Below are 13,435 nucleotides of genomic sequence, written 5' to 3'. Positions count from 1 at the left end.
AGTGACAGGGACAGAGCTAAAAGGTACAAGAGAAGAAAATCTAGGCGGTGCCGCGGTTCTTTTCACGCATGGCACGCAGCGCCTCGCGGTTGTCCTGCTGCTCACGCAGTGTGTGGCGTTTGTCGTAATCCTTCTTACCGCGGGCAATGGCGATCTCTACCTTGGCGCGGCTGTCCTTGAAGTACAGCTGCAAGGGCACAATGGTGAAACCGGATTCGCGGGTCTTACGCTCAATTTTTTCCAGCTCTTCGCGGTGCAGCAGGAGCTTGCGGCGGCGGCGAGCCGTATGGTTGGTCCAGCTGCCGTTGAGGTATTCGGGGATGTAGACGCCTTCGAGCCACAGCTCATCGTTGTAGAACGTGGCGAAGCCGTCCACCAATGAGGCGCGGCCTTCACGCAGCGATTTCACTTCGGTTCCCATCAAGACCAGACCGGCCTCAAAGGTATCCATGATGTGGTAATCATGCCGGGCCTTGCGATTGGTGGCCACTACCTTCAGGCCACTTTCCTTAGGCACAGCAGGCTCCTTCTCGGATGGTTGGACGCACCAGCGGTGGCGCGAGGTTCAAGTCTAGCAACGTTCAGTCGCTAGCAAGGTTCTAGCAAGGTTAGAGTCTAGCAACGACAGGCCCGGCAACGGTCTTAGAACCGTCGGCCGAGCCTGGCGTGTGGTGCGGTAAGTAGTACTGAAAACAGATTCTAGCTAGAGCAGCGTCATGGGATCCACGGCTACGCCGTTGAGCCACGTTTCAAAGTGAGCGTGGCAGCCGGTGGAGTTACCCGTGCCGCCGGAGATCGCGATCAACTGGCCGCGGGTGACCTGCTGGCCTTGGGAGACCTGAACACTGGTGTTGTGATAGTACGCCGTCAACAAGGCGTTGCCCTGGATGACGCCGTGGCTGATCTTCACGCCGTTACCGCCGCCCCATACATCCCAGCCGGCGAAAATTACGGTGCCGGAGGCCGCCGCGTAAACGGGGGTGCCACACCAGGCGCCGAAGTCGATCCCGGTGTGAACGTAGCCGCCGGTGCCGTTGAAGTCGATGGTACCGGCAGGGGTCTGCCGCCAGCCGAAGCCGGAGGTGATGGGAACGTTGACGGCGAACGGGTGCTGCAAACCAAATGCGGACGGGTTTCCCGGCGCCGGCGGCACATAAGCCGGTGGTACATAGGGCGGCGGCACATAGTTACTGCCATTGTTCTTGGCAGCCTCAGCCGCGGCGGCTGCGGCGGCTGCGGCGGCGGCAGCCTGTTCCCGGGCAATCCGTTCAGCCTCGGCCTTTGCCGCGGCTGCAGCAGCCTCGCGTTCCTTACGCTGAATCTCTGCGATTTCGGCGGCAACAGCAGACTTTTGCGCCTGTACTTCCTTGAGCTTGGCCTGGATCCGCGGCTTTTCAGCTTCGAGTTTGGCGTTCAAGGTTGCAGAATCGCTGATGAGCTTATCAACGGTGGCTTTTTGCGTGGCGGCAGCATCGCGCGCCGCTTGCTCAGCGGCCAGCGCAGCCTCCGCCTGAGTCTTCAGGTCCGTGATCTCAGCTTCCACAGCCACCAGCCGCGCCTGAGCGTTTTGGTTAGTAGCTTTTTGTGCCGTTAGCTGTTCCAGCGCAGCGGTCTGGCTGCGCAGGGCCTGCTCGGCCAAATCAATGGAGCTGGCCAAGTCTGTGCCGGAGTCTGTGCCGAGGATCAAAGTCAGGCTCGGCGACAGTCCGCCGGCCTTGTAGGACTGGGCGGCAATCTGGCCGATCATTTCCTTGGTCTCGGTGGCTTTTTTGGCATCAGCAGCAATTTGGGTGGTGATCTTGTCTTTGTTCTGCTGGGCGATGTCGATCCGGGCTGCAAGCGAATTGACCGTGGCGGTTGCAGCGCTGACGCGACCTTGGGCCTCGGTCAACGCTTGCTGAGCTCCGGGTAGTTGCCCCTGATACAGCACCAGGTCTGCGGCTGACTTTGCCAGGCCGGAATCCACAAACTCCAACGACGCCTGAACGTCATGGGCCTGCTGCTCCAAGGCGTTGGCCTTGTCATTGAGATCGTCTGCCTGGGCTGGCGGCACAAGGCCCAACAGTCCCACGGCAAGGAGGCCAACCACAACAGCACCGACGCGGTGACGCAGTTGACGGACGCCGGGCATGCTACGCCCAAGCCGGGGGGATTTCACGGTTCCAATTCCCCCGCTTGATTTCGAATTCATGCCTCGAGCTCCTTGAAGATTGACATCAATAACACCAGTCACATAGGCATCTTGAGTAACAAGACCCCTACCTACCTTACACTTTCAGGTTTTTGCGCAGGGAAACGGCCGATGATACTCCGGCCAACACCACACCGAGCAGGATCAGCACGGGGTAAATCACAAAGGCATCGCCCGTGGAGATAAACGGAGTTCCCGTGTTGGAGGACGCCAGATAACCGTTGAAGACGAAGATCACAATGGAGAAGACCGCCCCCGATGCCAACAGCGCACCGATCGTGGCGGCAATGACACCTTCGAGCACGAACGGCAGCTGAATCACGGTTCGAGACGCGCCCACCAGGCGCATGATTTCAATCTCCCGAGTGCGGGATTGGGCCGAGAGTCTGATGGTGGTGGCAATGAGCAAGGCTGCGCAGACAGTCATGAGCCCGGCAACACCCACCGCAACAAGGGTGGCTATGTTCATATAGGAGAACAGCTTGTCCAGCACCTTGCGTTGATCCACCACCGAGTCCACTCCCGGAGTTGCCGCGAAGGTCTCGTTGATGATCTGGTATTTCGTCGGATCGGTCAGCTTGATGCGGTACGAGGACGGCAGGTTGGCAGCCTCGACCGAATCCACCATGGGCGAATTCGCGAACTGTTCCTTGAAGTGCCCCAGAGCATCGTCTTGGGATTCAAAAGTCCACGTCTCCACGTAGGGCTTCACGGCCGGCGAGGACAGCAGGCCCTCGATAGCCACCTTTTGCTCATCCGTGACTGGCCCGGAAACACAGTTGGTGTTGGCGGGGACATCGGTGCACAGGTAAATGGTCACCTGAACCTTGTCATACCAAAATCCCTTGAGCTGGCCGATCTGCATCTGCAACAGCCCGGCGGTGCCCACAAATGTCAGGGACACAAAGGTCACCAGAATAACTGAAATGACCATCGTCAGGTTGCGGCGCAGGCCGCTTCCCAACTCGCTCATAATGAAGGCAAGTCTCACTTTTTGTTCCCGTCGTGCTGGTCTTCGCCCTTGGTTGCGGCCGCATCCCCCAGCGGCGTCCCCAATTTGCGTTCAAGTCTTGGCGGCATGGCATCCTCCGCGGCGGAGTCGTCACCTGCCGTGGTGGCACTGGCTGCACGACGGCGGCGGGTCATGGGTTCGGCGTCGTCCGTCTTGGGAAGAACGACGGCGGGGAGCGCACCTGCCGCCGACACCACGGGGATCGCAGAGGTGTACAGCGCGGTGGCCTCATCACGAACCACTTGGCCGTGGCGCAGCTCTATGACGCGCTTGCGCATGGTGTTGACGATGTCGTCGTCGTGCGTGGCCATGACCACCGTGGTGCCGTTTTGGTTGATCCGGTCCAGGATGTCCATGATGCCGGCACTGGTGATGGGGTCAAGGTTTCCCGTGGGCTCATCGGCCAGCAGGATACCGGGCTGGTTCACAATGGCGCGGGCAATGGCCACACGCTGCTGCTCACCGCCGGAAAGTTCTGTGGGGGTACGGTGGCCCTTGTCTTCCAGGCCCACCAGTTCCAGTACGCGCGGGACCTCGGACTTGATGGCCGCACGGTTCTTGCCTAGCACCTGCATGGCGTAGGCGACGTTGGCGAAAACCGTCTTGGTCTGGATGAGGCGGAAGTCTTGGAACACCACGCCGATGCCGCGCCGGAATTTGGGCACGCGCCAGCTAGGCACATTGGCCACGTTCTGTCCGGCGACGTAGATCTGCCCGTGCGGGGTCCGGTATTCGCGCAGGATCAAGCGCAGCAGCGTTGACTTGCCCGAGCCGGAGGAACCTACGAGGAACACGAATTCGCCGCGTTCAACATCAAAGGAGACGTCGTCGAGCGCAGGCTTGTCCTTGCGATCGTAAGCAATGCTCACATTTTCAAAACGAATCATGACTTTTCGTTGCCCGGCCAGCGGATTCCACTGGCATGCTGACGGCCGGGCAGTTGTTTGGGGGAAGAAACCGCCAGCTTAATGACTATAGGCGGGCTGCAGGGTGAAAGCTGGTTCCGCCCCGGTGTGTCGGTGTGGGTGCTTGCTGTGAATGTGCCGGATTGGTAGCGGTTTGCTTGCGGGCCTGCTTGTTTGCGGGCTGTTTGATTGCTAGGCGTTGGGTTGTTGCGGGTTGCTTGGCGCTTGACTGCTGCGGGCTGTTCGGGCCCGGCGGTACCGGGCAGCGCGAACTTGGGCTGACGTTAGCCCCGAGATCGGTAGTTACACCGCACAATTGGTGGCTAAGTACCGATCTCGGCGCACCGTGACGGCCAATGACGGCCAATGGATAGATGCTTAGGATTTCTGCCGATGGCCAGCGCGCTTGGCAAACTGATCGATTGCTCCCAGAATTTCATCGCTACGCCAGAACGGCCGAAGGTTGTGTTCGGCCTTGGAGCTCAGGATTCCGGCGTCCACTAAGGCTTTCAGCGGAGGGTAAACGTTGGGTTGCTTCACCCCAAGCTCGAGAGCTGCCGTAGCCGAATCGATCACCGGGCGCTGAGCAGTGAGATCCAGAATTCGCCAAGCATTACTGCTCTTGCGCGCCATGAGCTTGTGGTTCCACGACTCCACCATGGTTTCAATTTCCTCGACCAGTTGCCGGGTGTTGGATACAGCACGTAGCGCAGCGTTCGCAAACGCCCTAACAATTGGGCTGACGTCCCCGGCCCTGTATGCCGTGAGTGCAGCGCAGTAGCCGTCGATGTCTGCCAGCAATCTTGCAGATACCGGCACTGCCACATTTCTCGTCACTCCTCGGAAACGGAGGATCGATTGTGCCAGAGCACGGCCTGTTCGTCCGTTCCCGTCTGCAAAAGGATGGATCGTCTCAAACTGGGCATGAGCTACCGCCACAAATACCAGAGACGGCACATCATACCGGGATGCGAAAGTCACAAGATCGTCAACCAGTGCAGGTACTCGGCTGTGGTGTGGTGCCGCGAAATCCGCGCCGCCGGGGCTAACACCTCGGGTGCCGATCCACACCGGCAGCTGACCGAGGCGGTGGAGACGTAACGCCGCCGAAAGCCAGAAATCCCCTAACGCTTAGTGCTTCTCGGCGTTCCGGTTGTCGGCACGCCAGCGGATACCGGCGTCGATGAAGTCATCAATTTCGCCATCCAGCACGGCACCGGCATTGCCAACTTCGTGTTCGGTGCGCAGATCCTTGACCATTTGGTACGGGTTGAGCACGTAGGAGCGCATCTGGTCACCCCACGATGCCTTGACATCTCCTGCCATGGCCTTCTTCTGCGCGTTCTCCTCAGCCTGCTTGAGCAACAGCAGGCGCGATTGCAGCACGCGCATGGCCGCTGCACGGTTTTGAATCTGTGACTTCTCGTTCTGCATCGACACCACAGTCCCGGTAGGAATGTGAGTCATGCGCACGGCTGAGTCGGTAGTGTTCACGGACTGTCCGCCGGGGCCCGATGAGCGGAACACGTCGACGCGGATGTCATTGTCCGGGATGTCGATGCTGTCCGTGGACTCAATGAGCGGGATGACTTCCACGGCAGCAAAGGAGGTTTGGCGGCGGCCCTGGTTATCGAACGGGCTGATGCGCACCAGGCGATGAGTGCCAGCCTCAACGCTCAGTGTGCCGAAGGCGTAAGGTGCTTTGACTTCAAAGGTGGCCGATTTCAGGCCGGCCTCTTCAGCGTAAGAGGTGTCCAGAACGGCGGTGGGATAGCCGTGACGTTCGGCCCATCGCAGGTACATGCGCAGCAGCATTTCGGCGAAGTCGGCAGCATCCACTCCCCCTGCACCGGAGCGAATGGTGATCACAGCTTCACGCTCATCGTATTCACCGGCCAGCAGCGTCACGATTTCCAGGTCAGCCAACGACTTCTGCAGCGCTGTCAGGTCCTTGGCCGCTTCGGCGAGGGAATCGGCGTCGCCCTCGTCTTGGGCCAACTCCACCAAGACCTCGAGGTCATCGATTCGGGCTTCCAACGTCCGCAGCTTTTCCAGCTTGGACTGGGCGTGACTGAGCTTGGAAGTGACCTTCTGCGCGGCGGCGGGATCGTCCCACAGATTGGGTGAACCTGCCTGATCCGACAAATCCTCAATGTCCTCCAAAAGCTTCTCCACTTCGGAGACCTGCTCGATGGAGGTGTAGGTCGCGCGTAGCGCCTTGAGTTCTGCGGGAAAGTCAATCTCTGCCATGATATTCAAGCCTACGGCATTTGCGGCCATGCGTTGATCGGGCGCGTGCGGGGCCGTCATAGGGCCAGATTGGCGCGCGCCGTGCTCCGCACGCTGATACTGATGCCTTCGGGCACCAGAAAGTTGATGAACAGTGGATGTACGACGGCGCTCATCCCCACCACCGCGGTCCTCCCGTCCCCGGCTCCCGTGGCGGAGTCCAGGACAATGTTGCCCAGTCCCTCCGGTGCATCGATTCCGGAAAGATAATTCTGGGCGGCCCCGTGGACACCTTGGGCGGTCAGCAGGGTGCCCGGGTCGCTGGAGGCACTGCCGCCGCTGAGTTCAAAGGTATCGGCGGCTGCGAGCGCAGCACCGTCGGCAAGGGACAGCAGCCTCTTGTGCCCTAAGTAAATGCTGCCTGCCGCTGCCACAACGGTGATGACCAACAGGGTGATCAACACATAACCGATCAGCAGGACCATGACCTGACCGGTCTCCTCGTCGTGCGTTTTCATTTGAACCGGCCCACTTTTTGCATGGCGCTGGACTCCACGGTTGCGGCCGTGAGGTTGACTCCTGGCACCGCGCCCACCACAGGGAGCTCTACTCTGAGCTGAACACGTGCGCGGACTATGGCACCAGCGGTGGAACAGCCGGGGTCGCAGCTGATGGACAAGGTGGCGGCCTCGGGATCAAAGCCCATGTCCTGAACAGCCAGCCGCACAGCATGCTCAGCTGCCTGCTGCGCTGAAGGGAGGTCTCGGTGCAGCACGAATACTTTGGCTGCCTGATCTGCCGCACCCACGGCAGCGTATGCTCCACCTTGGACTTGGCCCACGGTCAGGATCAAGTAGACCACCGGGACCATCAGCAGCACCGCCAGAAAGATGAACTCCACAATGGCGCTACCCTCTTCAGAACCGCCCGTCGCGGAGCCGTCGGTGGCTGTCAGTCCACCGACACTCCGGGGTGGGTGTTCATCGGGTGATGACGGCATGACCGCTCATCTCCAACGACCGCGCAGGGCCAAACAGTCCAATGAGTGGCATCGGGGCATTGATGGAGACTTCCAAAATGTCCAAACCGTCCTGCGTTTGAACGCTGACGGAGACGTCCTGAATGTAGTCCGGTCCCAGCGCCGCATCCACAAGGAAGATGGCCCGATCCCGAGCGTCGTCGGCGGACCTATCCCCCAATGCTCCATACCGGGCAGCAGAGGACGCGGCATCAGCCACGGTGTTGCGCACGTGCAGCACTAACGCCAACTGAAGCAGCGCCACAAAGATCACCGTCACCAACGCGCCCACGAGAACAAAGTCGACGACGGCAGCCCCGCCCTCACGAGGCTGGCCCCGGCGAGCTGGCCGAGGCTGCGGCAGACCAGCGGCCTGCACCCGCAGAGAAGCGCGCAACCGAGCTACGGCTGGACTTGTTCCATGGCTTGATTGAATAGCCCTTGTAGCGCGGGTCCGGCGATGGCCAGCAGCCCGGCCACCAGGACGGCACTCATCAATGTGATTAAAACCCAGCCAGGGACATCTGCTCGGCTTCGCCCCGTTGCCGGCCGCCAGTTCATGAATGGTCGTCGGTGTGGCCCCACCTCCTGCAGTTCTCCGCTCTGCTGGCCTCTGGGAACTCCCTGAGCTCCCTGATACCGCTGATACCTCTGATCCAACCGGTGCATCCATCCTGTGAACAGCACCGTTGCCGTTCCCACCGCTTTGTCGATGACGCGCATGATGATTCCTTTTCTTTTGTTGCTTCTCTTGTCCGCGTGAAGTTCCCTGCGAAGTCCTGCGTGCTGTTCCGTATCTGCCCATTTAGAAGCCCAACTGCAGCAGGGCCAGGCCGGGGAACACGGCGAAGACAACCGTCAGCGGCAACACGCCAAAAATTAAGGGCACCATCATGCCAATTTCCTTGCGGCCCGCCGATTCCATGAGTTCACGCTTGGCAACGTCTCGCACGTCCTGAGCTTGGGCACGCAGAACATCTGCCAGCGGCGTGCCTCGGTTAATGGCCACACTGATGCCATCTACGAATCGGGCCAGGGCCGGCACATTCACCCTGGCCGAGAATTGGTTCAGAGCCTCTACCAACGGCATTCCCGTACGAGTTTGTGCCAGCACGGTCCCAAATTCGGCCGAGAGCACCCCGGAGGACGACCGCGCGACCCGGTCCAAGGCACTCGCTGCGCTCTCCCCCGCACCCACAGCCAAGGCCATGAGCTCAGCAAGAGCCGGGAATTCGGCAAGCATCCGTGCCTGCCGGCGTTGGATTCTGGCGCTGAGCAGGTAGTCGTACAGCAGGTAGCCACCCAGCATGGGGCCCAACGTCAGGAACACAGCACCCATGAGGTTGAGGTTCCCTTGCCACAACAGAAACAGGGAGAGCAACACCCCGGCCACCAGCCCGGCCCCGGCAAAGAGCAGTTGGGCTGCCCGAAACTCCAAATCAGTCTCTTGCCGGCCAGCCTGGGCTAGGCGGGCACTGAGCCCGTGGACACTGATATTGATACGACCCAGCCGCTGCACGGCGTCCTTCATGACCAGCCGTGCTATGCGTTCCAGAGGCCCAAAGAGTGGACCAGGGCCCTCGTTGTCCAGAAGTCTGGAGTGGCTTGCGGCCGTGAGTAGTTGGGGTTCTACGCGTTGGGTGAAGCTTGGCTGTCGCATGGCTGGAAGTCTCACCATGATCAGCCAGAGCCCAGCCCCCAAGACAAGCCCGACGCCGGCCACCATCAGCAGGTGCCCCGTCATTGCAGCACCCTCTGTTCTTCCGGCAGCGCTCCAATGCGCAGCATGATGCGGTAACAGAAGACTGAGAGCGCCAAGCCGCCACCCAGCACAGCCCAGCCGGCCGCAGAGTTGTAGGCTGCAATGGCTTCCGGCCGGGTAGCCATGAGCATCAGGACAATCCAGGGAGCCGCAACGGCCAGCCGGGCAGCATTGACAGTCCACGATTGCCGGGCTTCCAATTCGCTGCGAGTTCTGGCATGGTCACGTAGGAATTCTGAGAGGGTGCCCAGCAGCTTGCCCAAGTCTGAGCCGCCCACATCACGAGTGAGCCGCAACGCCTCAATGATTCTGTCGGCAACCGGATCAGCCAATGTTGTTTTGAGTTTTTGCAGGGCGCCTTCGAAATGGCCGGTGGCCCGGTAGTCGGCCGCAAAGATCTTGAATTCCTCGCGGAGTTCAACCGGGCCTTTGCTGCCCAACTGGACCAAGGCTTCCGGAAGTGAGAGCCCGGCCCTGATGGCTGAGCGCAAGTGGTCCACCACATCAGGCCAGAGATCGCGCATGACTGCTGCCCGGCGTCGTGCTCTCATCTGTAACAGCGCAAACGGGAGGTAGGCGCTGAACAAGCCGAAGCACACGGCTATGGCCGGCGCCCCTGTCAGCGCAAAGACCAGGAGCACCACCAGCACGGCAAGCACCGCCGTGCTGGTGATCAGGGAGGCAGGGCTGACTTGGGGAACTCCGGCTTGGTGGAGTAAACGGGCCACCCTCTTGCGCTGGCCTGGCATGGCGCTGCGGGCGGGGGTGCTCCAACAGGCGGTCCAGATCAGGAACATGCCCAGACCAACGAGTAGGCCCAGTACCGCGGACATCAGTGCTCGCCCATCAGGGAGGCCACGTTGTAACCGGAGGCGGCAAATTTTTCCGGGGAGGGCATGGCGGTTTCTGATGCTTGCAGCTGCCCGTTGACGGTGTCGAAGACCAAGCTGGATTCGATGATGCCGTTTTCCACGCGGCGGCCCAAGGCGAGAATTTGGCCTACGGAGCGCCGGCCGTTGGGGGCACGGACGCAGTGCACCACCAGGTCGATGCAGGCAGCCACTGTGGGCAGTACGAAGGCGGCGGTGATGTTTTCTCCCGCCAATAGCGGCAGTGTACAAATCTTAACTACGGCGTCATGGGCAGAGTTTGCATGCACTGACGCCATCCCGGGAAGCCCACTATTGAGCGCGATCAGCATGTCTAGGCTTTCGGCCTCGCGCACCTCGCCCACAATAAGCCGGTCCGGGCGCATGCGAAGTGCTTCTTTGACGAGGCGGCGCAGCGGGATCTCGCCCATGCCTTCGAGGTTTGGTTGGCGGCATTGCAGGCCTACCACGTCTGTGAGGGGCAGTTTCAGCTCGAAGATCTCCTCCACGGTGACTACGCGTTCGCGGGAGCCGATGCCGGCGGCGAGGCAGTTGAGCATGGTGGTCTTGCCCGCTTGTGTGGCGCCGGAGACCAGAATGTTCAGTCCGCTACTGACGGCTGCACCCAGAAACCGTGCCGCCTGTGGCGTGAGGGAGCCCAGTTCCACCAGATGGTCCAGGCGGCTGGCGCGGGCTGTGAACTTGCGGATGTTCACGGCCCAGTGAGTCTGGGTAATGTCCGGGATCACCACGTGCAGGCGGCTGCCGTCAGGAAGTGCGGCATCCACAAAAGGGCTACTCAAATCCAGACGCCGGCCCGAACTCTTGAGCATGCGCTCCACCAGATCGCTCACTTGCTGGGCGGTGAAACGCAGATCGGTCAGTTCCGATTCACCTTGCCTAGCCACAAACACTTGGTGGGGCGCGTTGATCCAGATTTCCTCAATGTCCGGGTCATCCAGGAGCGGCTGCAGGGCACCGAAACCGGCGACGGCGTTGAACACGGTTCGTTTGGCGTCGGCAGCTTGAGTGAGGGCCGGGACTGCACCGAGGAGGGATCGTTCGCCGTAGTCGTTGACGGCTGCGTCAACCAAGGCGCGGACCTCAGTGCCTTGGCGCTGCGGGTCAAGGCCTTTGCGGCGGATGAGTTCACGGACTTCATCCTCAACTTGCGCCAGCGCATCCACTCAGACCACTCCCGCCCCTTTGCGGTGTTCGCACGTGCCAATGGTCAGGAGCCTAGACCAGAATTCCGACGCCACGCCAGAAGCACTTTTGGGGCTGTGGACAACGCGGTGCTTGCGGGCACTGTGAACTATTTGACGTCCCAACCTGTGGAGGCGGCAATGCGCTGGCCCAGGGCCGGGGCCATGGTCCGGGTGTAGTCCAACGTGAGGTGATTGTCGTCCAAGTAAACGAGAACATTTCCGGCCACGGCGAAGCAGGTTCCGTCCTTGCAGTATTGGTTGGTGAGGTCGATCATGTGGGCGCCGTCGATCCGGTTCAGCGACTCGGCGGGGTCGCTCGGGGCAAGATGATTGGCTTGTTCAAAGACGCAGGCATAGGCACCAGAATCACCGACACAGGTGGCCTTGTTTTTCGTGAACCGCGGGTTGTCACACACTCCGATAACTTTGATGCCGGCATCAAAAAATGTTCGAACGGCCGATTCGTAGCCCCGAATCACTGTCTCTGCCGACGAATCAGGAACCGCGTCAGTCGCAATTGTAAATACAGCATCGGGCTTCAACTTCAACACATAGTCCATGGCAGCCTTGTTAAAGTCTTGACACTCCGACTCTCGGCCTGTTGGTGAAGTTTCGCTGCCAAAGTCGCATCCGCCCAAAAGTAGCGAGACGAGCTGCCAGTTGCTCTGCTCTGCAACAGGCACTAGTGCCCCTGCAAATTGTTCGGCATGGGAATCGCCAACAACGACGATCGTCTTCTTAGGCTTGGACACAGCAGCGGACTGGTTGCACCTGCCCTCGAGCATTTTTTCATTGGGGAGGAACGCATCTTTACAAGCTTCACCTACTGAAACCCATTGCTGGTCCAATGCTGTCAATGCAGGCCTCATCGAAAGATCGGGGTCAGCGGCGTCAACAAAACAGGGCTGCAACGAAAGAGCTCCTAGATGGTTGCGGAGGACTTCAGCTTGTGCCGCTTGTTCCTGTGCCTGTATGGCTTGCTCATCTAGATGGACCTTCCACTGCCAAGCGCTCAAGGTTGCAGTACCTACGGCAATGCAAATGGCAATGGCCAATAGGGCCCGGCGCCGTTTCTGCTCTGTCCACTTGCTGCGACGGATCGGGGTGTCCACAAGTTTCGTGGCGATAATCGCACCCAGAATTGAAATAGGGATGATCGCAGTGCCAGCTCGAGGACCGGCCTGTTCACGCTCTGCGTAAACAAGAATGAAGACCAGCAAGGGCCAATGGAACAAGTACAGGGCATAGGAGCTGTCGCCAAACTTGACCGGCGGTTTCCAGCTCAGAAACCGGTCTGCCCCGAATTTGCGGTCCGTGAGGCCTGCCACTAAGACAAATGCGGCGGCGGGCGTAGGCCAGAGCGCCATGTATCCGGGAAATTGCTGGCCAACTTGCAGGATGATTCCACACGAAAGCATGGCAATGATGCCCACCCAGCCCACAAGAATCCTAGCTGGCCGGTTGAAGGTCAAGTAGGGCAGGGCTAAGGCAAGGAGAGAGCCAAGTGCAAATTCCCACGGTCATGTGCGGGTGTCGAAGTAGGCGAAGGCCTGGTTGCAATTTGTCGTAATGATGGAGAACACCAGGGAGACAGTGAAGATCGCCCCGAACATGTAGATGAGCAAGGGACGAATGCGCAGCTTTCCAACACGCGATACCTCCAGCCACAGCAAAAATCAACGGCCACAAGATAAAGATTTGGCCTTGAATGGATGGCGACCAGAGGTGCTGTAGCGGGCTCGCCGCGCTATGGTCCGTGGCGTAGTAGTCCACCGATTCCGCAGCAAGGCACCAGTTTTGATAGTAGAGAAGGGAAGCCCAAGTTTGTCCAAACATGCTGATCCAAACCGTTTGGGGCAAGAGCAGGTAAACGCCGATCAATGTCGCAAGGAGGGTCAAGACGATCATCGGCAACAGCCGTTTGAACAGGTGCGACCAGTATTTGAAGAGCTCTGGGGCTCGTCCACTCTCCAACTTGCGGGTGAATTGTCCGGTCAGCAAGAACGATGAAATCAGCAGGAAGATGTCAACTCCGCCGGAGATCCGACCGAACCACACATGATAGGTCACCACCATGAGAACAGCTACAGCCCGCAACCCTTGAACTTCAGGCAAAAATTTACGCTGGTCACTCCGTGGAGCGAGTTTTCTTTCGACGTCGGAGCGGAGTCGGCCCCGAGCACTAAGTTCAGCTCCCGTGACAAGCGACAGTCCAGACAACACCTAACGATTGGCAGCATC

At 59.9% G+C, this 13,435-nt stretch carries 14 protein-coding genes and 1 pseudogene; all 15 read right to left on the bottom strand.

Annotation, left to right across the window (positions count from 1 at the left end):
* Positions 1 to 40: 40 nt before the first annotated feature.
* Positions 41 to 517 (bottom strand): SsrA-binding protein SmpB, encoded by a 477-nt coding sequence (gene smpB / locus AB0P14_RS04590; protein WP_363838416.1) that lies wholly within the window; start codon positions 515 to 517, stop codon positions 41 to 43.
* 186 nt (positions 518 to 703) lie between these two features.
* The gene (locus AB0P14_RS04585) at positions 704 to 2,131 is read right to left on the bottom strand and encodes a peptidoglycan DD-metalloendopeptidase family protein (protein WP_363839338.1); all 1,428 of its coding nucleotides are present in this window, start codon (positions 2,129 to 2,131) and stop codon (positions 704 to 706) included.
* A 136-nt stretch (positions 2,132 to 2,267) separates the two neighbouring features.
* Positions 2,268 to 3,182, bottom strand: coding sequence for a permease-like cell division protein FtsX (ftsX, locus tag AB0P14_RS04580; RefSeq protein ID WP_363838413.1), 915 nt, complete (start codon positions 3,180 to 3,182; stop codon positions 2,268 to 2,270).
* Positions 3,179 to 4,090, bottom strand: coding sequence for a cell division ATP-binding protein FtsE (gene ftsE, locus AB0P14_RS04575; protein ID WP_363838410.1), 912 nt, complete (start codon positions 4,088 to 4,090; stop codon positions 3,179 to 3,181). The genes ftsX and ftsE overlap by 4 nt, the downstream gene beginning before the upstream one ends.
* 396 nt (positions 4,091 to 4,486) lie before the next feature.
* Complete coding sequence (locus tag AB0P14_RS04570; protein ID WP_363839396.1) at positions 4,487 to 4,927, bottom strand: hypothetical protein; 441 nt, start codon at positions 4,925 to 4,927, stop codon at positions 4,487 to 4,489.
* A gap of 42 nt (positions 4,928 to 4,969) precedes the next feature.
* Positions 4,970 to 5,179, bottom strand: a pseudogene (locus AB0P14_RS04565) (Fic family protein); the annotation flags it as partial.
* A gap of 60 nt (positions 5,180 to 5,239) precedes the next feature.
* Entirely contained in the window at positions 5,240 to 6,358 is a 1,119-nt protein-coding gene (gene prfB / locus AB0P14_RS04560; RefSeq protein WP_363838407.1) for a peptide chain release factor 2, read from the bottom strand.
* A 56-nt stretch (positions 6,359 to 6,414) separates the two neighbouring features.
* Positions 6,415 to 6,855, bottom strand: a complete 441-nt coding sequence (locus AB0P14_RS04555; protein ID WP_363838404.1) for a pilus assembly protein TadG-related protein — start codon at positions 6,853 to 6,855, stop codon at positions 6,415 to 6,417.
* The gene (locus tag AB0P14_RS04550; RefSeq protein WP_363838401.1) at positions 6,852 to 7,337 is read right to left on the bottom strand and encodes a hypothetical protein; all 486 of its coding nucleotides are present in this window, start codon (positions 7,335 to 7,337) and stop codon (positions 6,852 to 6,854) included. Before AB0P14_RS04550 ends, AB0P14_RS04555 begins: the two co-directional genes overlap by 4 nt.
* On the bottom strand, positions 7,318 to 7,752 hold the full coding sequence (locus AB0P14_RS04545; protein WP_363838399.1) for a TadE/TadG family type IV pilus assembly protein: 435 nt from the start codon (positions 7,750 to 7,752) through the stop codon (positions 7,318 to 7,320). The genes AB0P14_RS04550 and AB0P14_RS04545 overlap by 20 nt, the downstream gene beginning before the upstream one ends.
* A gap of 408 nt (positions 7,753 to 8,160) precedes the next feature.
* Positions 8,161 to 9,099, bottom strand: a complete 939-nt coding sequence (locus AB0P14_RS04540; RefSeq protein ID WP_363838396.1) for a type II secretion system F family protein — start codon at positions 9,097 to 9,099, stop codon at positions 8,161 to 8,163.
* Entirely contained in the window at positions 9,096 to 9,950 is an 855-nt protein-coding gene (locus AB0P14_RS04535) for a type II secretion system F family protein (protein ID WP_363838393.1), read from the bottom strand. Before AB0P14_RS04535 ends, AB0P14_RS04540 begins: the two co-directional genes overlap by 4 nt.
* Positions 9,950 to 11,173 (bottom strand): ATPase, T2SS/T4P/T4SS family, encoded by a 1,224-nt coding sequence (locus tag AB0P14_RS04530; RefSeq protein ID WP_363838390.1) that lies wholly within the window; start codon positions 11,171 to 11,173, stop codon positions 9,950 to 9,952. Before AB0P14_RS04530 ends, AB0P14_RS04535 begins: the two co-directional genes overlap by 1 nt.
* A 128-nt stretch (positions 11,174 to 11,301) precedes the next feature.
* On the bottom strand, positions 11,302 to 12,666 hold the full coding sequence (locus AB0P14_RS04525) for an acyltransferase family protein (RefSeq protein WP_363838388.1): 1,365 nt from the start codon (positions 12,664 to 12,666) through the stop codon (positions 11,302 to 11,304).
* The gene (locus AB0P14_RS04520) at positions 12,644 to 13,309 is read right to left on the bottom strand and encodes an acyltransferase (RefSeq protein ID WP_363838387.1); all 666 of its coding nucleotides are present in this window, start codon (positions 13,307 to 13,309) and stop codon (positions 12,644 to 12,646) included. The genes AB0P14_RS04525 and AB0P14_RS04520 overlap by 23 nt, the downstream gene beginning before the upstream one ends.
* Positions 13,310 to 13,435 lie beyond the last annotated feature (126 nt).

Source organism: Specibacter sp. NPDC078709 (genome assembly GCF_040686795.1).
GTDB lineage: Bacteria > Actinomycetota > Actinomycetes > Actinomycetales > Micrococcaceae > Specibacter.
The sequence above is the reverse complement of the archived record's forward strand: the minus strand, read 5'-3'. Positions and strand labels throughout refer to the sequence as shown.

Coding starts and splice junctions, on each gene's coding strand:
- ftsE (WP_363838410.1), bottom strand. CDS start 4,090: ATGATTCGTTTTGAAAATGTGAGCATTGCTTACGATCGCAAGGACAAG.
- prfB (WP_363838407.1), bottom strand. CDS start 6,358: ATGGCAGAGATTGACTTTCCCGCAGAACTCAAGGCGCTACGCGCGACC.
- AB0P14_RS04555 (WP_363838404.1), bottom strand. CDS start 6,855: ATGAAAACGCACGACGAGGAGACCGGTCAGGTCATGGTCCTGCTGATC.
- AB0P14_RS04535 (WP_363838393.1), bottom strand. CDS start 9,950: ATGTCCGCGGTACTGGGCCTACTCGTTGGTCTGGGCATGTTCCTGATC.
- AB0P14_RS04585 (WP_363839338.1), bottom strand. CDS start 2,131: ATGCCCGGCGTCCGTCAACTGCGTCACCGCGTCGGTGCTGTTGTGGTT.
- AB0P14_RS04540 (WP_363838396.1), bottom strand. CDS start 9,099: ATGACGGGGCACCTGCTGATGGTGGCCGGCGTCGGGCTTGTCTTGGGG.
- AB0P14_RS04550 (WP_363838401.1), bottom strand. CDS start 7,337: ATGCCGTCATCACCCGATGAACACCCACCCCGGAGTGTCGGTGGACTG.